Consider the following 24,064-nt stretch of genomic DNA (forward strand, 5'->3'; position numbering starts at 1 on the left):
ACATTGACAACGATCAATGTTAACGCGGATCGTGGTGGGTGACCAGCAGAGGAGAGATGTCATGAGCGTTCTCGAGGCCCCGCGTGGGCTGCACAACGTCGTCGTCACGTCCACGTCGATCGGTGACGTCCGAGGCGACGAGGGTTTCTATCACTACCGTCAGTATTCGGCGATCGACATCGCCGAGAGCCGCACCTTCGAGGATGCGTGGTTCCTGATGGTGGAGGGTCGTCTGCCGAGCCTGTCCGAGCGAGCGGAGTTCAGCCGTACGGTCGCGCCGCTGCGGGTCCTGTCGGCGGAGGTGCGCGAGGCCGTGGCGTCGGTTGCCGCGACCGGCCCGGAGCAGCCGCTTCTGGCGCTGCGCACGGTTCTGTCCGGCCTGCCCGGTGCTGTTCCGCTGTACGAATCCACCGACGCCGACAAACGAGCGACGTCGTTGCGCCTGTGCGCGGTGACTCCCACCGTTCTGGCTGCGGTTCATCGCCTTCGGTCGGGTCAGGAGCCGATCGAACCGCGGGAGGATCTGACGACGGCGCAGAACTGGCTGTTCATGATCAACGGCGACGTTCCGAGCGACGCTCGTGCCCGGGCCGTCGACCGGTACCTGACGGCGACCATCGATCATGGGTTCAATGCGTCGACCTTCACGGCGCGGGTGGTCGCGTCGACGGGGTCGGACATCGCCTCCGCCGTGTGTGCGGCGATCGGCGCGTTCGCCGGACCGCTGCACGGAGGCGCACCGGATCGGGCGTTGGACGGGCTGGACCAGATTGCCGACCTGGCGGACGCGGATTCCTGGGCACGGTCGAAAATCACTGCGGGTGAACGCATCATGGGGTTCGGGCACCCGGTGTATCGCACCGAGGATCCCCGGTCGGTGATGCTCCGTGAGACTGCGCAGCAGCTGGGAGGTGAACTGATCGACAAAGCCGCCCAGGTGGAGAAGGTGATCGCCGCAGCGCTGGCGGATCTGAAACCGGACCGGAAGCTCTACGCGAACGTCGAGTACTACGCGGGCGTGCTGATGGAGCTGTGCGGGATACCCAGGTCGATGTTCACGCCGACCTTCGCGTGCAGCCGGATCGTCGGGTGGTGCGCCAACATCGTCGAGCAGTCCGCAGACAGCAAGATCATTCGGCCCATCGCCCGGTACGACGGCCCCGAGGCACCCCAGGCGCTTCCGCCGCTGTGACCGGTTTCGGTGTCCCCGGGCCGCTGCGCCCACGTCGGATATATCTTGTGGTGGATGCGTATCGCGGTGGTGGAGGACAACGACGGAGTCGGTGAGGCGCTGGTCGAGGCGCTGACCGAGGTCGGCCACGCGCCCGTTCGAATGCGCCGGGGAGCGGATGTACTGCTCGGATACCACGACATGGACGTCGTGCTGCTGGACCTGGGGTTGCCGGACATGGACGGGCTCGAGGTGCTGCGTAAGCTCCGAACCCTCAGTGCCGTGCCGGTGGTGGTGCTGACGGCGCGGGACGACGAGCGGTCGGTGGTGCGGGCTCTCCGCGGCGGTGCGGACGATTACGTCGTGAAGCCCGCTCGGCTCGGTGAACTGCATGCGCGGCTGGAGGTCGCGGCGCGGCGTCGCAGTGCAGCGGCCGAGTCCTCGGCGGACCGGGTGGTGCTCGGTGATGTCGTGGTCGATCTCGTGGGACGCGGTGTCGAGGTCGACGGCAGAGACATCGGGCTGACGACCAAGGAGTTCGAACTGCTGGCGCACCTCGTGACGAGGCGGGGCGAAGCCGTGAGCCGCGAGCAGTTGATGGACGCCATCTGGGGTGATGCGTACGTGGCGATCTCGCGCACGCTCGACGTTCACATGACTGCGCTGCGGGCCAAGCTCGGGCGCCCCGGGGCGATCGTCACCATCCGCGGCTTCGGTTACCGCTGGGACACCTGACGTGCGACGCCGGGTGCTGGTCGTGCTGATGATCTACTCGATCGTCGTCGTGCTCGCGCTTGCGGTGCCTCTGGCGGTGTTGGTGGGGCGGGAACGTGTGCAGAGGTTCGGCGAGAACCGCGCCGCGGCAGCGACGTTCTTCGCGGAGTTGTCCTCGCGGGAGGACGAGTCCGGGGTGCCGAGGTTGCGAGAGTCCGTGCAGCGCTACCACTCTCTGTACGGCGAGGGCCTCGCCATCGTCGACCGGGGCGGTGTGGTGCGTGCGTCGGCGGGTATCGACGTCGACCGGCCGGATGTGCAGGAGGCCGTGTCGGGAGCGTTACGTAACCAACGCGGCGACGTCCCTTCGAGTTTGACGCCGTGGGCCCAGTCCGAGGTGCTGATCGCGGCTCCCGTCGGCGGTGGAACACAGGTGGACGGTGCGGTGGTGATCGATGCGTCGACCGATGCGGCGCGTAGAGACGTAGCGGTGGCGTGGGTGGTCATCGGCGCCGGTGCGCTGCTGATCCTGGTGTCCGTGGCAGTGATCGCTGCTGCGTTGTCGCGCTGGGTGGTTCGGCCGTTGACGGCGTTGTCGTCGCGGGTGCAGTCGTTCGGTGACAAGTTCCACGCCGAGCTGCCGGCGGAGGAGCCGCCGAGGCCCGAGTCGACCGAGTACGTCGGGCCGCCGGAAGTGCGTGAGCTGTCCGGTGCGTTCGACGCCATGGCCGACGATGTGGAGGCGGCCACTGCGGCTCAGCGTCGGCTGGTCGCGGACACCGCTCATGCGTTGCGTAATCCGTTGGCTGCACTGCGTATTCGACTGGATGTGCTGGGTATGAGGGTGCCGGAGTCGGCGTCCGAGGCACACCTGAAGACGACTCTGGAGGTGGATCGGCTGAGCACCGTCGTCGAGGATCTTCTGGTCCTCGCGGCTGCGGAGACGCCGGCCGGCGCGCGGACGACGGGGTGCGACGCCCGGGCGGCGATACTGAGCCGCGTCGAATTCTGGTCGACCACACTGACTGTCGCGGGGATGTCCTACTCGCTCGCCGTCGCGGAGGACGTGCCCCGCGCGGCGTTGCCGGAGGACGACATGATCAGGATTCTCGATGCGCTGCTGAGCAACGTCACGAAGTACGCGGGCGCCGGTTCGGCTGTCGAGATCGGGTGCCGGGGCGGCGACGGTCAGGTGCTCGTGTGGGTGGCGGACTCGGGTGGGGGAGTACCCACGAGCGAGCTGCCGAAGGTGGTCGACCGGTTCTATCGGGCGCCGGGGGTCGGCGGTGAGGGCACCGGGCTCGGCTTGTCGATCGTCCACGCCTTGACCGAGCGAGCAGGAGGGTCCTTGCAGGTCAGCGCGGGTGTGCCATCGGGTCTGCGCGTCGAGCTGGTAGTACCGGCGGTCCTTTCCTAAGAGAGTGTTAGGAAATCGGAAACGGTTTTGTCGGAGGCTGTGCCTGGGGTCACAGTAGGGGCACGACGGTTGCCGCACAGCTCGCGGCGACCAGCACGAGCCCCCTGTGGAAGGACTGCCCATGGCCAACGAGGCCACCTCGACCGCTGACTCACCGCGGTCCGCCCCCGTTTCGTCTCCCGCGGCGACTCGGCGTGCGGTGTTCAACACGCTCCGCGGGTCGTCGGGCAACCTCGTCGAGTGGTACGACGTGTACGTCTACACCGTCTTCGCGACGTACTTCGAGAATCAGTTCTTCGATTCGGCGGACAAGAACTCGACCGTCTACGTGTACGCGATCTTCGCCGTCACGTTCCTGATGCGTCCGGTGGGGTCGTGGTTCTTCGGCCGCTACGCCGACCGCAACGGCCGACGTGCTGCGCTGACCTTCAGCGTCTCGATGATGGCCGCGTGCTCGCTGGTCATCGCGCTGACTCCGGGACGCGAGAGCATCGGTGTGTGGGCCGCGGTCATCCTGATCCTGTGCCGTCTGGTGCAGGGCTTCGCGACCGGCGGCGAGTACGGCGCGTCGGCGACGTACATGTCCGAGGCCGCCACGCGGGAGCGTCGGGGATTCTTCTCGTCGTTCCAGTACGTCACCCTCGTCGGTGGACACGTGCTCGCACAGGTGACGCTGCTGATCATGCAGGCGTTCCTGGACCGGGGGCAGATCGAGGAGTTCGGTTGGCGCATCGCCTTCTTCATCGGCGGTGTCGCTGCGGTGGTGGTGTTCTGGCTGCGTCGCAGCATGGACGAATCGTTGACGAAGGATCAGCTCGCGGCCGTGCGCAGTGGTGCCGACCGGGCGTCGGGATCGATGAAGGAACTCGTGCTGAACCATTGGCGGCCGTTGTTGGTGTGCTTCATGGTCACGATCGGCGGCACCATCGCGTTCTACACGTACAGCGTCAACGCTCCGTCGATGATCAAGACGGCGTACGAGGACCGCGGCATGACCGGGACGTGGATCAACCTCTTCGGCCTGATCTTCCTCATGTTGCTGCAGCCGATCGGCGGAATGATCAGCGACAAGGTCGGTCGCAAGCCGCTGCTCGTGTTCTTCGGTATCGGCGGTGTCCTGTACACCTACGTGCTCATCACGTACCTGCCGTCCGCGACGTCGGTGGTGGAGTCGCTCGCGCTGGTGTGCGTGGGTTACGTCATCCTGACCGGCTACACCTCCATCAACGCGATCGTGAAGGCGGAGCTGTTCCCGTCGCACGTGCGTGCCTTGGGCGTCGGCCTCGGGTATGCGTTGGCGAACTCGGCGTTCGGTGGCACGGCGCCGCTGATCTACCAGGCCGCGAAGAACGGTGGCCACGTCTCGTGGTTCATCCTCTACGTGACGGTGGTGATCGCGGTGTCGCTGGTGGTCTACATCTTCGTTCTGCGGAACAAGACCGAGACGGTTCTGGACCGCGAACAGGGTCGCGCCTTCCAGTGAGCGACCTCGTCTTAAGGTGAGAACCATGGTCCAGCCCGCAGTGCTGCTCTCGCGAAGAGCGGTTCTGCGGGCTGCCGGCGTTCTCGCCGTCGGTGCGGCGACAGGGGCCTCGGTGTCGTGCTCGTCGGAGCCGTCGCCTCGGGTGCGTCTCGCGGCCGGTGAGATCGGCGGCTTCTTCTGGGAGTTCGGCGGACTGCTCGCCGACGCGGCCGCGGGCGCCGGAGCAGCCGACATCGTCCCGCTGACGACGGAGGGTTCCGTCGACAATCTCGATGCGCTGCAGTCCGGGCGGGCCGAGTTGGCGATGACGCTCGCGGACGCGGCGTACGACCATCCGGGACGGGATCTGACGGCGGTGGGCTGCGTGTACGAGAACTACTTCCAGATCGCCGTGCGTGCCGATTCCGGGATCGAGTCCATTGCCGACCTGCGCGGACGGTCGGTCAGCATCGGCGCTCCCGGCTCCGGCGCGACGCTGGTGTCGCGCCGGGTGCTCGATGCAGCGGGGCTGCCCGACGCTGTTCGCGAGGTGCAGATGTCGATGAACGCGGCGGCCGATGCGTTGTACGCCGGCGACGTCGACGCGGTGATGTGGGCGGGTGGGTTGCCGACGCCTGCGTTCGCCGATCCGCCGACGCCGGTGCGGTTACTCGATCTGGGCGGAGTGGTCGCGGGTCTGAGGAGTGAATTCGGGACGGCGTACGAGGCGGTGCCGGTGCCGGCGGGTGTGTACGGCGAGCACCCCGAGGTCACGACGGTGGGCATCCCGAATCTGCTGCTGGTCCGCCCGGATGTGCCGGACGAGACGGTCGCAGCGTTGGTGAGCGTGCTGCTGGACAGGTCGTCGGCGTTGGTTCCTCGCCAGGCGATCGGCAGTCAGTTCCTCGACGCCCGGTCTCTCGTCATGACCGGCACGATCCCTCTCCATCCGGGAGCCGAGGCGGAGTACCGCCGCAGGCACGGGTGAAGGCGCGTTCGTCGGGGAGCCCATGAGTAAGTGCTCCCGGGGAGTCAGTGGGGTCCGCATGGTGACCCTGTGCCCGAGGACGGTCGACCTGGAAGGCGCAGTTACATCCGGGTTGTGGGGTGGTCAGGCCTCGACGGCGGTGCCGCAGATGCTGCACTGTTCGAGTTGTCGGCGGCTCCACCTCGCGACAGGGATGAAGAACACCGTGAACTGTGTGTACGTCCGGATCCGCGACCACTGCGTGGTGTTGTTGCACCGAGGGCACGTTCGGGTCTGGCCTGCGCCGAGGTGTTTTTGCTTGCTGCCGTAACCGAAGAGGAAGAACACCTGGCCAGCCTAGCGATTTCTCCGCGGACGCCGCGGTGCTTGCCCAACACCTCTGGCACCCAGCCCCGCCCGGTTGGTCCGGGGCGGGGAGGGTGCTGTGGCCAACTTGACCGGTCAGGCAGCGGGGCGGCGTTGTCGGTGGAAGCTGGGTATCGGTTTTCGTTCGGGGTCGATGGCGGCGGGTGGGATGACGCGGGGGTGGCCGTCGGCGCCGAAGTCGATGTCCCAGCCGTGATTGTGAACGAGGCGGTGGCAGTCGCCGCAGATCAGGACCAGATTGGTGAGGTCGGTCGGCCCGCCGTCTTCCCAGAAGACGATGTGGTGCACTTGGCACCACTGCGCGGGGAGGCCGCATCGGACGCAGCATCTGTCGCGGACGGCCACGGCTGCGCGTTGCTCAGGAGTGGCGAGCCGGACTTCCTTCCCCATCGAGAGGGGAACGTCGTTGTTGTCCAGGATGATTGGCTTGAGGTTCGCGTCGCAGGCGAGCAGGCGTGCGAGGCTGCGACTCAAGGGGCCCGTCCATTCGAGCTGGAACGGCCAGTCCGGGTCACCCATCTTCGGCGACCTGTGTGTGGCACCGGAAGTGGCTGTCCCACTTGTGGTGTCCGGCGATGCCGAGAGGGCTCTGTCGGCGAGGAGGTCACTTAGGTTCACGGTGACGTTGACCGTCGCCGGTGGTGTTCCCGGCCCGGTGGAGCGCGTGCCGCCGCCGACGAGGTCGAGGAGCCGCGACAACCCGTCGGCCTGACGTCTGGATGCACTGCGGGGATCGCGGGTGCCGTCGGGTGCCGGTTGTGGCCGCGAGAGCGGGGACAGGGCTGACCGGAGCTTCTCGCCGAGAACCTTGTCCACATCCCCCTTGAAGCCAAGGCGTCCGTTGGCCAGGAGGAACAGCTCGAGCTTGTTGAGCGCAGTGTTCTCCGATACCGGTTGTGGCGGAGGGTTGTTCAACACATCGGTATCAGGATCGGCGTCAGCATCGTCGTCGGGCAGGGGCTGTCCTTGTTCTTCGGCTTCGCGCTCTTTCTGTTTGCGTGCTTCTTGTCGTCCGAGTGCGCTGTCGTATCGGGCGCGGGCGTCGTCGATGACTGCGTGCATCAACACCTGAGCGCGCTGCTTGACCTGGTGGGCTGTGCCGTCCATGGCGGTCGCGAGCAGGTCTGCGACCGCTGCGGCCAGGCTTTCCTCGGAGAGCGTGGAGTCCGCGCCGCTGATGGTGGTGTAGCCGTCGTGGATTTCCTTGACGTGGTCGACGAAGATGTCGCTGGTGGCGAGAGCCTCGGTCACCGAAGGCCATCGGCTGAGCCAGTTGGCAGTGACGAACTGCCGGGTCGAGTTGGCGAGGGTGACACGGGTGCCCGAGGCGATGTAATGCTGTGGCGTCGAATGCCCTGTCTTCAGGTTCAGGCCACGGCGGGCGAACTCGTCGAGCAGAACGTATTTACGTGCGGCAGTCTGATTCTGGGCGTGGGTGAGCTCGGTGATGGCGGCGATGACGTCTCGGTCCGAGAGTTCCGCTGCGGTGCTCGAGTCCCCCAACTTCTGCATGCGGGGAAAGGTACCGCGACCCACCGACAAGTTCCGGATTCGGCCGTCAAGCAGGTTGTTTCGTCCCTCGCCACGCACGTGAGGACAGAAGTCTCATGCCGTTGAGAGCGACGAGGACGGTGGAGCTCTCGTGCCCGGCGACACCGATTGGGAGGGGCAGGGTTCCGATCAGGTCCCAGGCCACGAGGACGACGATGAACGTGCCGGCGATGACGAGGTTGGCGACGACGATGCGATGGGCTCGGCGCGACAGTTCGATCACCTTGGCGAGCGCGGCGACGTCGTCGCGCACCAGGACGGCGTCGGCGGTGTCGAGTGCCAGGTCGGACCCTTTGCGACCCATGGCAACTCCTGTGTCGGCCGCGGCGAGGGCTGGTGCGTCGTTGACCCCGTCGCCGACGACGAGGACCCGTTGCTCGCGTGCTTGCAGTCCGCGCACGGCGTCGACCTTGTCCTCCGGCAACAATCCGGCTCGCACGTCGGAGATTCCGGCGCGGCGGGCGACGTGCTGTGCGGACCCGAGGTTGTCGCCGGTGATCAGCACCGACGGGGCGCCCGTCAGACGCTCCAGCTCGGATACGGCGCCGTCGACCCCGGGACGGATGGTGTCGACCAGAGCGATGATTCCGGCGGGAACGTCGTCGACGGTGACGACGACGGTGGTCGTTCCGTGCGTTCGGATGTCGGAGGTGCCGGAAGATGTCTGGGCCGAATCGGGTTTGGACACTACGATCTGTCGTCCGTCGACCCGTGCGCGTACGCCGACGCCCGGTGTCGATTCGAAATTCGATGCGGGAGGTAGCGTAAGCCCGCGGTTACGGGCGTGGTCGACTATTGCGACTCCTACCGGGTGCTCGCTTCCCACTTCGGCGGCCGCGGCCCATCGCAGGACGTCGGTGTGATCGAAGCCGCCCAGTGCGTCGACCCGTTCGACGCGAGGTGTTCCCTCGGTGAGGGTTCCGGTCTTGTCGAAGGCGACGACGTCGGTCAGGCGCAGCTGTTCCATCACGACGGCCGACTTGACGAGGACTCCGTTGCGGCCGGCGGTTGCCATCGCGGCGAGCAGGGGCGGCATGGTCGCGAGGACGACCGCGCACGGCGACGCCACGATCATGAACGTCATCGCGCGCAGCAACGCCGACTGCAGGTCGCTGCCGAACAGCAGGGGAATGGTGAACACCGCTGCCGTAGCGGCCACGACGCCGGTCGAGTAGTACTGCTCCACCTTCTCGATGAACAGCTGCTTCTTCGCTTTGGTCTCGGAGGCACGCTCGACCATCGTGACGATCCGGGCGATGACGGTGTCCGACGGGTCGACGTCGACTCGGATCCGCAGCACACCGGTGCCGTTGATGGTCCCGGCGAACACGTCGTCGCCGACGGTCTTGAAGGCCGGGACGGACTCCCCGGTGATCGAGGACTGGTCGATGTCGGACCCGCCGTCGACGACGGTTCCGTCACCGGGGAGGCGCTCGCCGGGACGGACGACGACGATGTCTCCGACGGTCAGGTCCGTTGCGTCGATTCGGTGTTCGGTGCCGCCGGCGTCGAGCCGGACCGCGGTGTCGGGTGTCAGGCCCAACAGGCTTCGGACGGAGTCCGCGGTTCTCTCGGTGAGGACTGCCTCCAGCGCGCCGGACGTCGCGAAGATGACGATGAGCAGTGCCCCGTCGAACACCTGCCCTATCGACGCTGCTCCGATGGCGGCGACGATCATCAGCAGGTCGACGTCGAGCGTCTTGTTGCGAAGCGCGCGTAGGCCTTCGAGCGCCGATTCCCAGCCGCCGACGGCGTAGCACGCCAGGTACAGCGCCCAGTAGAGCCACGTCGGGCCGCCGGTGATCTGCGCGAGCAGCCCTGCCGCGAACAGTGCGGTGGCGGCGAGTGCCCACCGGACTTCGGCGACGGCGAGCAACCGGGTGCGGGTGGCGGTCCCGGTCCGAGGGCTGTCGATCGACGGTGACGGGGCGGTCCCGATGGAAGTCATGACGTCACGCTACCTCATCACATGAAGACCTATACATGTGAACATAAACTATGATCGTCGAATGGGACATGGAGTCGAGGGACGCACCACTCCTCCGGCGCAGTTGGATGCGGAATCCGCCGCGACGGTGGCAGCGACGCTTCAGGCGTTGGCGACGCCGAGTCGGCTACGCATCCTCACCCAGCTCCGCCAGGGGCCCAGCGGCGTCAACGACCTCGCCGACGCTGTCGAGATGGAACAGTCCGCTGTCTCCCATCAGCTCCGGTTGCTCCGAGCGATGGGGTTGGTGACCGGCGCGCGATCGGGCCGCAGCGTCATCTACCGTCTGTACGACAATCACGTCGCCATGCTGCTCGACGAGGCGGTCTATCACATCGAGCATCTCGGTATGTCCGTGCCGGACATCGACTCCGACGTGGACTCAGCGACCGGATCCTGATCCCAGTCCGATGCTGACGGGTCCCGGCGTGCCGCAGCATCCGCCCACCACCGAGGCGTCGGCTTCGGGATCGTCGAACAACCCTGCACCGCCGCAGACGCCGGTATCCGGCAAACGTAGCTCGACGGTGCGAGCGCTCTCGGGGTCGCCGGACAGTTCGGCAGCGATGCTGCGAACTTGTTCGTACCCGGTCATCGCCAGGAACGTCGGCGCCCGGCCGTAGCTCTTCATGCCGACCAGGTACAACCCTGGCTCGGGTTGGGTGAGCTCGTCCACGCCGTGCGGGTAGACGGTGCCGCAGGAGTGGACGTTGGGATCGATCAACGGCGCCAACGACCGTGGTGCCTGCAGTGTCGGGTCGAGGTCCAGACGAACTTCGGACAGCCAACTCAGGTCGGGTCGGAACCCCGTCAGCGCGACGACGTGGTCGACGCCGTCGATCCGGGTTCCGTTGTCGCCGACGAGCGCGAGTCTGCCGTCGTCGTGCAGGATCGTCTCTGTCCGGAAACCGGAGACGACCTGCAGGAGGCCGTCGTCGACGGCTTTCTTCGCGCGGAGGCCGAGCGCGCCGCGTGCGGCGAGCTCGTCGGATTCGCCTCCGCCGAACACCGATTCGGTGACTGCGCGCCGCACGGCCCACGTCAGTGTCGTGCCGGGGTTGGCCGCGGCCAGGTCGGCGAATGCGATGATCGCGGTCAGTGCAGAATGACCACTTCCGGCGATGACCACGTGTGTGCCGGCGAAGCGGCCGCGTACCGACTCGTCCGAGAGGTCGGGGACTCGATACGAGACAGTCTCGGCGGCAGCATGTTCCCCGATTGCGGGGAGTCCCTCGGACCCGAGCGGATTCGGGCTTCCCCATGTTCCCGATGCGTCGATGACTGCCCTGGCGAGGATGCGTTCCTCGGTGCCGTCGGTTCGTCTGACATGAACAGCCAGAGGTTCGGTGTCACGACCGGAGTCGACGACACGGTCCCGCCCCCGGCGGGCGACGCCCACGACCTCGGAGTCGAAACGCACCGAATCGCCGAGAACTGCGGCCAGCGGTGCGAGGTACTTCTCGACCCACTCGCTTCCGGTTGCGTAGCCTTTGCCGTCCGGGGCAGACCATCCGGTGGGTTCGAGGAGGCGTGCGGCGGCCGGGTCGACGATTTCCGACCACGGCGAGAACAATCTGACGTGATTCCATTGTGCAACAGCAGTACCGGCCGAGCGTCCACGTTCGAGGACCAGGACGGGAGTGCCGGCTTCGGTGAGGTGAGCTGCGGCGGCAAGACCGATGGGTCCTGCTCCGATGACGACTACAGGGTGAGCGGACATGACGGTGACGTCCTTTCGTCGAGGCCTAACGGAGTATGCGTCGGGCGAGATCGTCGACGCGGGTGGCGATGTCGTCGCGCACGAGTCTCATGCGTTCGATGCCGTCGATTCCGCGTTCCGACGGCTCGTCGGTGTCCCAGTTCTCGAACGTCGGGCCTTCTACGGCATCGACTTTCGCCTCGCTGCCGAGAGTGACGACGTAGTCCATTCGGGCGAGGAGTTCGGGGTCGATGGGCTTGGGGCGTTCGCCGGTGAGGTCGACGCCCACTTCCAGCAACGACTGCGCGGACAGCGGATTGACGGCACTTCCGGGCGCGGTTCCGCCGGAGTGGATCTCGACGGAATCGCCGACGGCTTTGCGCATCAGTCCGGCAGCCATCTGCGACTTGCCGCCGTTCTTCACGCATACGAACAGCACGCTCGTCATGGGTACGTCCTTTCGGGTGTGAACCGCTTGCGTAGAGCCAGGGACACGTACACCAGTCCGACGAGGACCGGTACTTCGATGAGTGGTCCGACCACGCCGGCGAGTGCTTGCCCGGACGTGGCGCCGTAGGTGGCGATCGCGACGGCGATGGCGAGCTCGAAGTTGTTGCCCGCAGCGGTGAATGCGAGTGTGGTGGTGCGTTGATACCCCAGGCCCATCGCGGCGCCGAGGGCGTAGCCGCCGCCCCACATCACCGCGAAGTAGACCAACAGCGGAAGTGCGATGCGTACGACGTCGAGAGGCTGTGACGTGATCCGATCACCCTGCAGCGCAAAGAGAACGACGATCGTGAACAGCAAACCGTACAGCGCCCACGGCCCGATCCTGGGGATGAACGTCGACTCGTACCACTCCCTGCCCTTGGCGCGTTCGCCGAAGTAGCGCGATGCGAAGCCCGCGACCAACGGGATGCCGAGGAAGATGAGCACCGACTTCGCGATCTGCCACGGTGACGCCTCGATGGTGGTCTGCTCGAGCCCGAGCCATCCGGGCAGGACCGACAGGTAGAACCATCCGAGAACAGCGAACATGATCACCTGGAAGACCGAGTTGATCGCCACCAACACGGCAGCGGCTTCACGGTCTCCGCACGCGAGGTCGTTCCAGATGATGACCATGGCGATGCAGCGAGCGAGGCCGACGATGATGAGACCGGTTCGGTACTCCGGCAGATCGGGCAGAAATATCCACGCCAGCGCGAACATCAACGCCGGTCCCAGAATCCAGTTCAGCACAAGCGAACCGACGAGAAGCTTCCGATCTCCGGTGACAGTGTCGAGCCGGTCGTAGCGCACCTTCGCCAGCACCGGATACATCATGATCAGCAAGCCGACCGCGATGGGCAGCGAGACGCCGTCGATCGACACAGCGGCCAAAGCGTCGTTCAATCCGGGAATCGACCGTCCCAACAGCAGGCCGACGACCATCGCCACGCCGATCCAGACCGGGAGGAACCGGTCCAGCGTGGAGAGCTTGCCGACGACGGTCGTGCTGCTCACGAGGCGACCGGCGTCGTTGTGCCGAGGACCGTCGACAGTTCATCCAGCGCAGTCGGAATCACCCAGTAGTACACCCAGGTTCCGCGTCGCTCGCAGTCGAGGAGGCCGCACTCCCGAAGCACTTTCAAGTGGTGGGAAATCGTAGGTTGCGACAGATCGAAGTGCGGCGAGATGTCGCAGACGCATGCCTCCCCGCCGTCGTGGCTGGCCACCAGGCTGAGCAAGCGCAACCGCACCGGGTCACCCAAGGCTTTGAACATCCGAGCCAGGTCTACCGATCGATCGACCGTCAGCGGTTCGCGAACCAGCGGTGAGCAGCATTCTCCGGCGGAGACGTCTTCGATCGGCAGGGGCTGATTCGACATTCGTCTATATTGACTGCTGTCGAATCAGGCGTCAAGGCCCGCGTGAATCTAGGCCAGTGCGAGGAAGAGTTTTTCCAGTTCGGCTTCGGTCATCGGCTCTCTGTTGTCGGCGGTCTCACCGGTCATGCATTCGCGAAGGCCCGTTGCGACGATCTTGAAGCCTGCCTTGTCGAGCGCGCGGGATACGGCGGCAAGTTGGGTGACGACATCTTTGCAGTCGCGCCCGTTCTCGATCATGCCGATCACGCCGGCGAGTTGTCCGTGGGCGCGGCGCAGGCGGTTCAGTACCAGTGCGATGCTGTCTTCGTCGCCGATCATGGTGAGGCTCCTCGTTGTGCGGTGTAGCGAAGTGCGTCCCAGGTTACCCCCGGGGGCATGCCCCCAGTGCATTGATGGCTGCTTGCAACTTGGTGGTGGCTTCGGCGGCGACGTCGGCGAGCCCGGGTTCGCCGGTGGCCTGAACCATGATGTCCGGGTTCATTGCCTCGACGATCACCGATCCTGGCGTTGCGGTGTCGGCGCGGACGACCACGTTGCACGGCAGGAGCAAACCGATCTGTGGCATGACTCCGACAGCACGGTGCGCGAGTGTCGGATTGCATGCACCGAGGATCAGGTACTGCTCCATGTCTTCGCCGAGCTTGGCTTTCAAGGTGGCTTGCATGTCGATTTCGGTCAGTACGCCGAATCCTTGGTCGGACAGTGCTGCCTTGACTGATTGGACGACGGTGCCGAAGTCGGTGTCGGCCAACGTGGTGGACAGTGCGATGCTCATGGCTGAGATTCCTTTCGAGTACGTGTTCAGTGCGAGAAATGGATCGACGGCAGGACCCTGCGGAGCCACGAGGGTGACCACCAGGCGGCGTGGCCGCTCAGCCGCAACAGGACCGGGAGCAGGATCAGCCTGATCAAGAACGCGTCCAGCAGAACCGCGACCCCGAGGATGATGCCCATCTCCTTCGGTGGGAGTGGATCGGAGAGCGCGAAGGTGAAGAATACTGCGACCATGACCGCGGCGGCGGCGAATATGACACGTCCGGAGTGAGCGAGACCGTCGACCTGGGCCTTCTTCGGGTCGCCGGAACGTTCGTAATGCTCCTTGGCGGTAGCGAGCAGGAACACGGTGTAGTCCATGGCGATGGCGAAGATCATCGCGAAGAAGAACACAGGTCCCCAGCCGTCGAGAAAGCCCTGCGGCGTGAAACCGAGTAGCGACGCGCCGTGCCCGTCCTGGAATATCGACTTCGCGACGCCGAATGCCGCAGCGGTCGAGAGAAGGCTGACTCCGGTGCCGAGGATCGCGATCAGTGGTGCCTGCAAAGCAACGAGCAGCAGGAGGAAGCCGAGCACGAGGATGATCCCGATGACGAGCGGGAGGTAGGTGTTCAGGGCCTGTTGTAGGTCCAGGTTCTCCGCCGGTGCGCCGCCGACGAGCGCGGAGTCCGGCAGCTGTGCGCGGAGGTCGCCGAGGATCGTGCCCATGGCAGCGTCGGAGGGGTCCACGTCGGGAAGAGCTTGGAGTAGTGCGTAATCGGAGTCGTCCGCTGCGAGCTGAGGTGGAGTGACCATCGAGATCCCGTCCACCTCGCTCGCTGTGGTCGCCGTCGTGGCTGCGTCGGTGGTCGGGACGACGATCTGCAGTGCACCGGGTGCGCCGTTGCCGAACTGCGCTTGCACCAGTTCGTACCCTTGCCTGACCGGTGCGTCTTCGGGGACGACAGCGATCGACGGCATCGCGACCTTCAGTCCCAGCACCGGCAGTGCGAGGGCAACAAGGATGCCGACGGAGACGAGTGCGAAGGGCCAGGGGTGTTTGTGGAGCAGTTCGCCCCATGCAGCGAATTTCGGGGAGCGATGGTGTTGACGCTTGGCAAACGGCAACGAGGCGGAGTTGACCTTGGTGCCGAGCGCGCCCAGTGTGGCGGGCAGCAGTGTCATGGTCGCGACCAGGACGAAGCCGACGGCGAGCATGATTCCCACGGCCATGGTGCGGACGGCCGGCGCGGGAACGAGCAACACTGCCGAGAGGCTGACCAGCACGGTCAGTCCGGAGAGGACCACTGCTTTGCCTGCGGTGTCCATGGTCTCGGCGACCGCGGCGCGTGGATCGCCCGCACGTAGAGCGTCGCGGAAACGGGCGACGATGAACAGGGCGTAGTCGATACCGAGTGCGAGGGCGAACATCATCGCGAAGTTCATCGCCCACACCGAAATGGGCGTCACCTCGTTGAGGAGCACCAATCCGCCTGCGGAGGCGACGAGACCGGCGACGGTGAGCAGCAGTGGCAAACCTGCGGCGACGAGCGAGCCGAAGGCGAGCACCATGATCGCCAATGTGACCGGCCACGAGAACAATTCGGCTTGAATCATCGCATCGTGGTTGGCTTTGTTGAAGTCCGACCAGAGCGCCGAGGATCCGGTGGGGTAGACCTCGATACCGTCCCCGGACAGTGCAGTGAGCTGCATTTTGACGTCGTCGACGGCTTTCACCATATCGTCGGTGCTTGCGTTGGCGCCGGCGATGAGTATCGCGGTGTGCCCGTCGGGGCTGATGGTCATCCCCGGCTGTGGGGCGATGACGTCGCCGAAGCGGGTGTCGCCGTCGAACACAGCCGCAACGTCGGTGAGTGTCTGCTGCACCGCGGGGTCATCGATGGCTGCGGTGTCGGAGTGAACGACGACCTGGACCGCGGCGGAGGAGTTTCCGCCGAAATGGTGCTGGGCGAGTTCGCGGACCTGAACCGACTCGGACCCGTTGGCCTGCCAACCGGCACCTGCGAGCGACGAAAAGACGGACGGCGCTGCAGAACCCAGTGCGACGAGCGCGATGAGCCAGATCCCGAACACCCATCGGCGGCGTGCAACCATGACACTTCCGAGGCGACCGAGCGCACCGAGGGTGCGGGCTCGATCAGGGGCGACGCGGCTGGGCGCCGGCGCGGTGTCGAACTCGGCCATGATTTCTCCTGATACGGGTGGGGGTATACACATGGGCCCACTTGTCTCTCGGGTGGGTGAGCCGCGAGGGTTGGGGCGACATGCTCTGCCGGTGCTCACTGTGACACATACCTAGGGGGGTATGCAAGTACCCCGGGGGGTATCCAAGTCTTCGGGTCGGTCGACCCCCGTCATGCGACGAGGAATCGGTCAGTTCCTGCCGTTTCCAGCGTTGCCGTTGCCGTTACTGTTGCCGTTGCCGTTGCCGTTGCCGTTGCCGGAATTCCCGTTGTTGCCGTTGCCCGAGTTTCCGTTTCCGGAGTTGCTGTTCCCGTTCCCATTTCCGTTGTTGCCGTTACCGTTGCCGTTCTGCGCGGGAGGAACGACGGGCGCCTGAGGTTGGGGAGCGGGTGCGGGTATCACTGCGGCCGGTGGCGTGGTGATCGGCAGTTCCGGAGGAACGGTGGTCGGGGGCGGCGTCGGCTCGGTGGGAGTCGCAGGGGATGTCACAGGGGATGTCTGCACGGCGTCGGGGACAGGGGTGTCGTCGCTACCGAAGCTCGACCATCCGACGGCAACGGCGACGGCGAGGGCGGTCACGGCGGCAGCGATCGGAATCCAGAGCTTGCGTCGTCGGGTGGTCACCGGCTGGACCGCCATCTGGTCGGTGGTCAACGAGGCCGTCAGGAACTGCGGGTCCAGTGCGGCGGTGGCGCCAGCTGCGGGCCCGGTGCGGATGAGGTCCTGCAGTCGCGATCTGATTTGGGCGGCGTCGGGACGATTCTGGGGATCGCGCGCCGTCATGGCGGTGAGCAATGCTGCCCACTCCGGTCCGACGTCGTCGGGAACCACCGGGTCGCGGTGCAAGCGTGCGATCGCGGCGGCGACGGCGCTGCCTTCGAACGCCATGCGTCCGGTGAGGCATTCGATGAGGACCAGGCCCAGGCTGTAGATGTCGGTCGCCGGTCCGGCGGCGGTGCCGGTTGCCTGTTCGGGGCTCATGTAATGCCCGGTTCCGACGGTGGTGCCGTGGTCGGTCAGGCGGATGCCGTCGACGATGCGGGCGATTCCGAAGTCGGTGAGTTTGGTGAACTGGTTGTCGTCCGGGCCGTCGGGCCGGGCGATGAGGATGTTGGCGGGCTTGATGTCGCGGTGTACGACGCCGCGGCTGTGGATGTAGGTCAGCGCGGAGGCCATCTCCGCTCCGATGCGTGCTACGACCTGCGGCGGTAAAGCGCGGCCGACGCGGAATGCGGACAGGGTGGGGCCGTCGACGAGTTCCATCACCAGGTACGGCACGACGACTCCGCCGGGGTCTGCGGCTTCGCCCGCGTCGTACAGCGCGACGAGGTTGGGGTGGGTGAGCGAGGCCAGCGTGCGCTTCTCGGCGTCGATACGTCCCGACGTGTCGTGCGGCCCTGCGTGGGCGAAGATCTTCACCGCCACCGATCGGCCCAACACGTCGTCGACGGCTGTGACGACCTCGGCCATACCGCCGCGGCCGAGGACCTCGCCGAGCCTGTACCGGCCGGCGAACAGGAACTGTTCGTTCGGTGGACGGTGCCGATCCGATCCAACCATCGATGTGTCCGTCCGATCCGAGTGTGCGATTACGTCGAACCATATCGTCGTGTGTCCTGCCCGCACGCGGTGACCGGTGGCCGCGCAGGGCATGATGATGGCCGGGTGGGGTGGAATTGTCGTGTTGGGACGAGGAGGCGCGCAGTTGAACCACCGCCACGAGACGGCTGCGGCGTCACCCCTCACGGTGGACATCGGTTCGGTGTATCAGCCGATCGTCGAGCTCGACGGCAACGGCATCGTCGGGTTCGAGGCGCTCACCCGCGTCGGCCCCAGTAGTCCGTGGTCGACGACACCCGACTTGCTGATGGCAGCGGAATCGCACGACGTGCTCGTCGACTTCGATTGGCGATGCCGGTTGACGGCCCTGCGCGGTGCACTCGATGCAGGCCTGCCCGACGGCGTGATGTTGTTCGTGAACGCCGAGCCCGTCGCGCTCGAGACTCCGCCGCCTCGTCGGTCGTCGACGGTTCTGGCGCAGGCCCGCGGGTTGTCGATCGTCATCGAGATCACCGAGCGGAACCTGCTCCGTGATCCTGCTCGTCTGCTCCGGGCCGTCGAACATGCGCGGCACCTGGGCTGGCGCGTCGCCGTCGACGACGTGGGCGCGGACTCGTCGAGCTTGGCGTTGCTGCCGTTCCTGCGACCGGACGTGATCAAGCTCGACATGGGGCTCGTGCAGAGCAGGCCCACCGCACACACCGCGGCGGTGGTGTCGGCGGTGGCCGCGGAAGCGGATCGGACCGGCGCGCGGATCGTCGCGGAAGGCATCGAGACGGAAGAGCACCTGCGGACGGCGCTGGACATGGGTGCAGGCTGGGGGCAGGGCTATCTGTTCGGTCCGCCCGCGCCGCTTCCGGCGTTCGGCAGTGGGGCACCTCGGGTGGTCCCGGAGGCGCACGACGTCGCCGTCACCGTTCGCGCCCCGGCGGCCGTGACGCCGTACGGAGTCGTCAGTGCGGCGACGCGGCCGCGGCGTGCGGACGAAGCTCTGATCGGCGCACTCGGATCGGGCCTGCTGCTCAGTGCGATGACGGCGGGGCCGTCGACGATCGTTCTCGTGACGACAGGATCATCGCTGTCCCTCAGCCGCGTTCACGCTGCCGCCGTGAACGACGTTGCCGCACAAAGCGCTTTGACGGCCGTCTTCGGCACACGCGATCCTGAATCGGTTCGTCCAGACACGAGCGATGCACACCATCGCTATCGTGAAGTAGCCGTCGGACCCAACGAGCCACTGGCCGAGGAACATTCGATCGTCGTCGTGTCGCCCGTGCTGACCGTCGCGCTCGTCGCCCTGCGCATCGGCGTAGGACCTGGCGGCACCACCATGTACGACTACCGACTCACCCACGCCCGAGACGTGGTCCTCGACGCCGCCACCACCCTGCTCCAGCGAATCGGTTCCTAGGCAATCCGCACATACCGTGTCAGCTGGGCAAATAGCCCAGCAGCTCAGTGAGAATCGGGCGGTGACCTTTGAGCAGTTTGGCTTCGGCGTCGTCGGAGGTGAACCATTCGTGCTTGTCGATTTCAGGGAATCTCTTGAAGTTTCCCGATCCCTTCGGCCATTCCATCTCGAAGGTGTTGCTTTGCGCGCCGGCGGCGTCGAGGTCACCTTCGACGCCGAAGGCTGTCACGATTTTTCCGCTGGGCTGCTTGACGGGTGTGAGCTGTATCGGGTCCGTGCCCGCCGGCACCGGTGAGCCGGTTTCCTCGAGGAATTCGCGCTGAGCTGCGGCCCAGGGATCTTCGTCGTCCTCGTACTCACCCTTGATGATCGACCAGGCGCCGGCGTCCTTCCTCGCCCAGAACGGCCCTCCCGGGTGACCGAGGAGGACTTCGACCTCACCGTTCACCGTTCTGTACAGAATGATTCCAGCGCTCAGCTTGGCCATGGTGTTGTTCTCCTCGGGTGAAACGACTCCTCTATCCTGCCGGAGAAGACGCACATGTGGGATGCCCTCGCGTGCGACAGTCCGCCTGCCTCGTGCGTTCGACTTCGGTCGTCCCACCCCAAATCCCGTGAGCCTCGGACTGTGCAAGAGCGTAGCGTCGACACCTCTCGATCACCGGGCATCCGTCGCAGAGGCGCTTCGCTTGGCTTTCCCGGCGGATTCGGTCGGCTCGCGACTCGTGTTCGACGCCGAAGAAGAGGTAGCCGAACCCGCGGCATCGAGCGTGTCGGCGCCAGTGCCGATCGACGGATGGTCTGGTGTGGATCATCGCTGGCTCCTCGAAAAGAACGGTGGCCGTGGTGACCATCGTGATGGTCACCACGGCTCGCGTGCTGCTGATGGCTGCTGGTCAGTCCGTGGTCGTGATGACCTTTCCGCGAGTTTCCGGGACCAGGAGGCATCCGAGCATCCCGACAAGCGCACCCGCGACTCCGAATCCCATTGCCTTGTGGATGTTCCCGTCTGCGAGCATCAGTGCGAACAGAGGGAACAGCCCCGATCCGATTCCGCGGGCGACGTAGTACGTCGCACCGGAGCCGAAAGCGCGGTAGCGGGTGGGGTAGAACTCGGAGATCCACGTACCGATCACCCCGAACCCGGCATATCCGATTGCGGTGCCGGCCAGGGCGATCGTTGCCGCCGATACGATCGATCCTGACCCAGCGGCCGTCTCGGTGTCCGATCCGATCCACAGAAACAAGCCGAAGCCGACGACGCCGACTGCGCACGACCAGAAGGTGGAACCGCGTCGACCGATCGCGTCGGACACCGCGCCGAAGGTGATGTACGAGGCTATGCCGAGGACGGTTCCGACGGTGAGAACCACGGTCGCCCATCCGAGCGACAAGCCGGCGTACTCGCGAAGGTAGGTCGGACCGAAAGTGATGTAGCAGTAGCTGGCCGCGAAAATTCCGGTTGTGGCGATGGTGAGGAAGATGCCGCCGACTATCGTTCGCTTCCGCTCCTGTGCGCTCACGGGTTCGTGAGCGGCGTCGTCGACGGTGGGCTGCGACGTGCCGTCTCGAGCTGCACGCCACACCTTGGATTCAGGCAGCATCTTGAAGGCGACGAGTCCCACCGCGACACTCATCGCGCCGATGACGACGAATCCGGTGCGCCAGCCGGAGTCCGAACCGAGAGTTGTGATGGTGGAGAACAGGATTGCCTGCGTGATCAATGTGCCGCAGATGAACATTCCCTGCAGAACGCTTCCCATGAGGCCGCGGTTCTTCGTTTTCCAGGTCTCGGTGAACATCGCGAAGATGACGCCGAAGGCACCTCCCATGGCAACCCCGGCAAGAACTCTGGTGACGGTGAACGCCTCGAAGCTGTTCAGGAATGCGCCGACCACCGCGAGTACTCCGTAGATCGAGGTGAACGCGACATACGTCGGGCGCCGGCCCCATCGGTCGGCGATCCAGCCGAACAGGAAGCCGCCGGCGATCGAGGCGATCGACTGCATCGTGATGACACCGACGACTGCCTGCGTCGAGACGGCGAACGAATCGGACAGGTCGCGGAGGGGATAACTCAGCAGGTTCAGTTCCATGCTCTCGATCAGCGCGCCGACGATAGCGAAAGTCAGCACCACCTTGCGTTCCCTGGGTGAGTACGCGTTCTCGGCGTTCAGCTGCTTGGAGGCGGATGAAACTCTAGAGGCGTCCGGGGCACTCACAATGCACCTACGTCCACGGCGGGGCGGGATGTCGCTCGTTGCGGCGCAGTGACCTTGTTCGTCATCGTTCCGATTCCGCTGATCTCGCTGGTGATGATGTCTCCGTCCGCCAGGTACCTCTGCGGGGTCCGGCCCAACCCGACGCCCGCGGGGGTTCCGGTGAAGATCAGGTCCCCTGGAAAGAGTGTCACCTTCGCGGAGATGTATTCGATCAGCTCGGCGACCGAGAACACCAGATCCGAGGAGGTGCCGTCCTGCATCAGTTCGTCGCCGATCCAGCACTTCAGGGTCAGTTCGTTCGGGTCGTCGAATTCGTCGGGTGTCACGAGTGCCGGGCCGATCGGCGCGAAATTGGCAAACGATTTCCCGAAGCTGAATTGTGCTGTCTTACCCTGCAGCTGAACGTCTCGATCCGACACGTCCTGTCCAACAGTGAGCCCTGCGACGTGACTCCAGGCGTCGCTCCCGGATACGTTCGAAGCTTCTCGTCCGATGACGACGACGAGCTCGACCTCCCAGTCGACACTCGGGCCGGAGAGTTCGACGACTGCGTCGGGCCCGGCGATGGAGGACGGGAACTTGGTGAAGATCAACGGAACCTCGGGCAAGGGTGAACCGGCTTCGCGTGCATGATCGACGTAGTTGAGCCCTATGCCGAAGATCTGCCGAGGTCGCGGGCTGATCGGCCCGACCGTCGCGATCGAGTGCTCTCGGTGACCAGGAGCATCGGATTCGCACGTTCGACTCCAGTCGACGAATTCGTCCCACCGGTCGTAGATTGCCTCGATGCGATGGTCGAACAGACCGTCGCTCGCGCGGGCGACATCGATTGCGCCGTGTCGGGTCAGCATCGTCAGCCGGCCATCGTGATTAGCGATTCGCATCTTTTCAGTCCTGTTCTGCGTGGGAGGTCTGGTCGGACACCAGCCGGTACATCGACCAGCGAACAGAAGCACCGATCTGTTCGACTGCGGTGCAGAGGCTCTGCGTCCGTGGTGGATTCACGGAACCGTGTAGATCCACTACGAGAAACAGCGAACCCGGGCCGTCCTCGGCCGAACCGGTCAGCCCGGCCGTCCGACCCTCGGCAGTGTTGTTCTTCGCCGATGTGGCACGGTCGTCGGACTCGTACAAGGCAACACCCTCCGCGCTTCCGTCGGCGATCACTGCGTGGGCGACCTTGGACAGGTGCTCGATCAAGGCGTCGAGGTGCTCGCGGTGAGAGGTGATCCGTGCAAGAGCGATGGTGCCGGTCCGGCCCGTTCCTGCTCGAAGGATCAGACTTCCCACCGTGCGCTCGTTTTCGCGGAACAGGCCGACGCTCGTGGTCGTACGGGGAGTGGGCGAGTCGAGTGCGGCGAGGTACTCGTCGCTGGTGAGTGTGTCGGTCGAGTCCGTCTCGTAGATCGAGAAGTACTCGACGCGGTCCGCCCCGCGATCCGGATGTTCGACGAATCGACGTGCGTTTCGAAAGCCGCCTACCGCCAGACGTTCGGGGAAGTGTTCTCTCGAGTACCAGTCGTCGAACTCGGTTACGTCCTCGCGATCGACTGCGATGACGTTCATCAAGGAACCCTCTCTCACCTCGGTGTCCGGTCGGTTCTGGCTGTTGGTGCGGGCGAACGTCGTCATCAGAACTTGCCCTGACGCTGTTGGAACTTCGTGGGCTTGCCGAGCGTCTCGCCTTCGGCCGCCACCCACGCCGCGACGGAGTCGATCATGGTGGACAGTGTCGTCGACGGGAAGCCGAACTCCGACTGGGCGGAAGAACCGTCCATCACGTACGAGGTGCCGGTTTCGGTGCCCGTGAAGCGGGGTTCTTTGCCCAGGATCCGGCCGAATTTGTGAGCGAGCCATCTGATCGACACGATCTCGGGTCCTGTGATGTTGAGACGACGCGGTGGCGAGGTGGCCAAGGTGAGGGATCGGATGGCGTAATCAGCAACGTCTCGCTGCCAGATGACGCTTGCGTGGCCCATCTCCAACGGAATTTCGATGCCGTCCTGCACTGCTTGCGCGATCTCCTGCAGGACGCCGTAGCGAGTCTCGATCGAGTAACCCAGCCGAAAGATCAGCAGTGGTGTGCCGAACTTCAGCGAGTGATGCTCGAAGACTCGTTCGCGCCCGACGCATGACGCTGCGTACTCCCCGATCGGGCCCACAGGGTCGATCTCACGTGAACCGCCGGTGGCGACGTCGGCCAGGGGGTATGCGACGAGCGTCGAGAACGCGACGATGCGGCTGTCGCGGAACCTGTTCGCTACCCGTCCTGGAAGGTAGGAATTCATGGCCCAGGTGAAGGACTCGTTGCCGGTGGTTCCGAACTTGTTGCCGGCCATGAAGATGACGTTCGACGCGGACGGCAGCGCCGCGAGTTGGTCGTCATCGGTGAGATCAGCGGCCACGCATTCGACCCCGTTCTGTTCCAGGAATGCGCGGCTGTGTGGGTCGCTGAAGCGCGCGACACCGTAGATCTTCTTGTCGACGCCTGCCGCTTCCGCCGCCCTCTTGGCCATCACCGCGACGCTGGGTCCGACCTTGCCGCCGACTCCCAGGACGGCAATGTCACCCGTGATCGATGGCATCGCGTCGATCAGGCCCTGCGTTGGTTCGGCAAGCGCGTTCTCGATGGCGTCGACGCCGTCGTAAGTCGTCCGAGGTCGCGGTGTGTCGTGCACGATGCTCAC

Annotated in this window: 24 protein-coding genes; 7 read left to right on the top strand and 17 right to left on the bottom strand. The window is 65.5% G+C overall.

Going from position 1 to position 24,064, the window contains the following annotated elements; genetic code table 11:
• Window positions 1-61: 61 nt before the first annotated feature.
• From BH95_RS22930 to BH95_RS22950, 5 genes are all read left to right on the top strand, one after another.
• The gene (locus BH95_RS22930) at window positions 62-1,192 is read left to right on the top strand and encodes a citrate/2-methylcitrate synthase (RefSeq protein ID WP_037184302.1); all 1,131 of its coding nucleotides are present in this window, start codon (window positions 62-64) and stop codon (window positions 1,190-1,192) included.
• Between the two features lie 54 nt (window positions 1,193-1,246).
• A complete protein-coding gene (locus BH95_RS22935) occupies window positions 1,247-1,906 on the top strand; it encodes a response regulator transcription factor (RefSeq protein WP_019665705.1) in 660 nt (219 codons plus the stop codon).
• Window positions 1,907-1,919: 13 nt separating this feature from the next.
• On the top strand, window positions 1,920-3,302 hold the full coding sequence (locus BH95_RS22940; RefSeq protein WP_037184304.1) for a sensor histidine kinase: 1,383 nt from the start codon (window positions 1,920-1,922) through the stop codon (window positions 3,300-3,302).
• Window positions 3,303-3,423: 121 nt separating this feature from the next.
• Window positions 3,424-4,785, top strand: coding sequence for an MFS transporter (locus BH95_RS22945; RefSeq protein ID WP_033188947.1), 1,362 nt, complete (start codon window positions 3,424-3,426; stop codon window positions 4,783-4,785).
• Between the two features lie 25 nt (window positions 4,786-4,810).
• Window positions 4,811-5,752 (top strand): TAXI family TRAP transporter solute-binding subunit, encoded by a 942-nt coding sequence (locus BH95_RS22950; RefSeq protein ID WP_019665708.1) that lies wholly within the window; start codon window positions 4,811-4,813, stop codon window positions 5,750-5,752.
• Between the two features lie 123 nt (window positions 5,753-5,875).
• Here the strand turns inward: BH95_RS22950 and BH95_RS22955 are convergent, their stop codons facing one another.
• The 3 genes from BH95_RS22955 to BH95_RS22965 all read right to left on the bottom strand — a co-directional run bounded on the left by BH95_RS22955 (window position 5,876) and on the right by BH95_RS22965 (window position 9,617).
• Window positions 5,876-6,079, bottom strand: a complete 204-nt coding sequence (locus BH95_RS22955; protein WP_033188948.1) for a zinc-ribbon domain-containing protein — start codon at window positions 6,077-6,079, stop codon at window positions 5,876-5,878.
• Between the two features lie 114 nt (window positions 6,080-6,193).
• Window positions 6,194-7,630, bottom strand: a complete 1,437-nt coding sequence (locus BH95_RS22960; RefSeq protein ID WP_037184307.1) for an HNH endonuclease signature motif containing protein — start codon at window positions 7,628-7,630, stop codon at window positions 6,194-6,196.
• A 46-nt stretch (window positions 7,631-7,676) separates the two neighbouring features.
• Window positions 7,677-9,617, bottom strand: a complete 1,941-nt coding sequence (locus BH95_RS22965) for a heavy metal translocating P-type ATPase (RefSeq protein ID WP_244165099.1) — start codon at window positions 9,615-9,617, stop codon at window positions 7,677-7,679.
• A gap of 61 nt (window positions 9,618-9,678) precedes the next feature.
• On the opposite strand from BH95_RS22965, the gene BH95_RS22970 reads away from it, so the two are divergent.
• On the top strand, window positions 9,679-10,056 hold the full coding sequence (locus BH95_RS22970) for an ArsR/SmtB family transcription factor (RefSeq protein ID WP_019665712.1): 378 nt from the start codon (window positions 9,679-9,681) through the stop codon (window positions 10,054-10,056).
• On the opposite strand, the gene BH95_RS22975 is transcribed toward BH95_RS22970, so the two are convergent.
• The 8 genes from BH95_RS22975 to BH95_RS23010 form a co-directional block, all read right to left on the bottom strand.
• Window positions 10,039-11,376, bottom strand: coding sequence for an FAD-dependent oxidoreductase (locus tag BH95_RS22975; RefSeq protein ID WP_037184312.1), 1,338 nt, complete (start codon window positions 11,374-11,376; stop codon window positions 10,039-10,041). The two genes, BH95_RS22970 and BH95_RS22975, sit on opposite strands and share 18 nt — an antisense overlap.
• A gap of 25 nt (window positions 11,377-11,401) precedes the next feature.
• The gene (locus BH95_RS22980) at window positions 11,402-11,803 is read right to left on the bottom strand and encodes an arsenate-mycothiol transferase ArsC (protein WP_019665714.1); all 402 of its coding nucleotides are present in this window, start codon (window positions 11,801-11,803) and stop codon (window positions 11,402-11,404) included.
• Window positions 11,800-12,861 (bottom strand): ACR3 family arsenite efflux transporter, encoded by a 1,062-nt coding sequence (gene arsB, locus BH95_RS22985; RefSeq protein ID WP_037158696.1) that lies wholly within the window; start codon window positions 12,859-12,861, stop codon window positions 11,800-11,802. Before arsB ends, BH95_RS22980 begins: the two co-directional genes overlap by 4 nt.
• Window positions 12,858-13,226 carry an ArsR/SmtB family transcription factor gene (locus BH95_RS22990; RefSeq protein ID WP_020110587.1) on the bottom strand — a complete coding sequence of 123 codons (369 nt, stop codon included), beginning with the start codon at window positions 13,224-13,226 and terminating at the stop codon, window positions 12,858-12,860. The genes arsB and BH95_RS22990 overlap by 4 nt, the downstream gene beginning before the upstream one ends.
• Window positions 13,227-13,274: 48 nt before the next feature.
• On the bottom strand, window positions 13,275-13,544 hold the full coding sequence (locus BH95_RS22995; protein WP_019665717.1) for a metal-sensitive transcriptional regulator: 270 nt from the start codon (window positions 13,542-13,544) through the stop codon (window positions 13,275-13,277).
• 43 nt (window positions 13,545-13,587) lie between these two features.
• On the bottom strand, window positions 13,588-14,001 hold the full coding sequence (locus BH95_RS23000; protein ID WP_037185439.1) for a DUF302 domain-containing protein: 414 nt from the start codon (window positions 13,999-14,001) through the stop codon (window positions 13,588-13,590).
• Between the two features lie 26 nt (window positions 14,002-14,027).
• Complete coding sequence (locus tag BH95_RS23005) at window positions 14,028-16,094, bottom strand: MMPL family transporter (RefSeq protein WP_371828339.1); 2,067 nt, start codon at window positions 16,092-16,094, stop codon at window positions 14,028-14,030.
• A 279-nt stretch (window positions 16,095-16,373) separates the two neighbouring features.
• Window positions 16,374-17,744, bottom strand: coding sequence for a serine/threonine-protein kinase (locus BH95_RS23010; protein WP_037184318.1), 1,371 nt, complete (start codon window positions 17,742-17,744; stop codon window positions 16,374-16,376).
• A gap of 76 nt (window positions 17,745-17,820) precedes the next feature.
• Between BH95_RS23010 and BH95_RS23015 the strand changes: the two genes are divergently transcribed.
• Window positions 17,821-19,155, top strand: a complete 1,335-nt coding sequence (locus BH95_RS23015; RefSeq protein ID WP_037184321.1) for an EAL domain-containing protein — start codon at window positions 17,821-17,823, stop codon at window positions 19,153-19,155.
• Between the two features lie 19 nt (window positions 19,156-19,174).
• Here the strand turns inward: BH95_RS23015 and BH95_RS23020 are convergent, their stop codons facing one another.
• The 6 genes from BH95_RS23020 to BH95_RS23040 all read right to left on the bottom strand — a co-directional run bounded on the left by BH95_RS23020 (window position 19,175) and on the right by BH95_RS23040 (window position 24,064).
• Window positions 19,175-19,642, bottom strand: coding sequence for an NUDIX domain-containing protein (locus BH95_RS23020; protein ID WP_037184324.1), 468 nt, complete (start codon window positions 19,640-19,642; stop codon window positions 19,175-19,177).
• A 31-nt stretch (window positions 19,643-19,673) separates the two neighbouring features.
• Complete coding sequence (locus BH95_RS28395; protein WP_347876825.1) at window positions 19,674-20,009, bottom strand: WhiB family transcriptional regulator; 336 nt, start codon at window positions 20,007-20,009, stop codon at window positions 19,674-19,676.
• Between the two features lie 42 nt (window positions 20,010-20,051).
• Window positions 20,052-21,293, bottom strand: a complete 1,242-nt coding sequence (locus BH95_RS23025) for an MFS transporter (RefSeq protein WP_052060134.1) — start codon at window positions 21,291-21,293, stop codon at window positions 20,052-20,054.
• Between the two features lie 80 nt (window positions 21,294-21,373).
• A complete protein-coding gene (locus BH95_RS23030) occupies window positions 21,374-22,261 on the bottom strand; it encodes a fumarylacetoacetate hydrolase family protein (protein ID WP_037184327.1) in 888 nt (295 codons plus the stop codon).
• A 4-nt stretch (window positions 22,262-22,265) separates the two neighbouring features.
• The gene (locus BH95_RS27885) at window positions 22,266-23,009 is read right to left on the bottom strand and encodes a DUF4286 family protein (protein ID WP_052060135.1); all 744 of its coding nucleotides are present in this window, start codon (window positions 23,007-23,009) and stop codon (window positions 22,266-22,268) included.
• Window positions 23,009-24,064: an NAD-dependent epimerase/dehydratase family protein gene (locus BH95_RS23040; protein WP_208601196.1), complete on the bottom strand. Its 1,056-nt coding sequence runs from the start codon at window positions 24,062-24,064 to the stop codon at window positions 23,009-23,011. The genes BH95_RS27885 and BH95_RS23040 overlap by 1 nt, the downstream gene beginning before the upstream one ends.

The sequence above is a fragment of the Rhodococcoides fascians A44A genome (assembly GCF_000760735.1).
Classification (GTDB): domain Bacteria; phylum Actinomycetota; class Actinomycetes; order Mycobacteriales; family Mycobacteriaceae; genus Rhodococcoides; species Rhodococcoides fascians_E.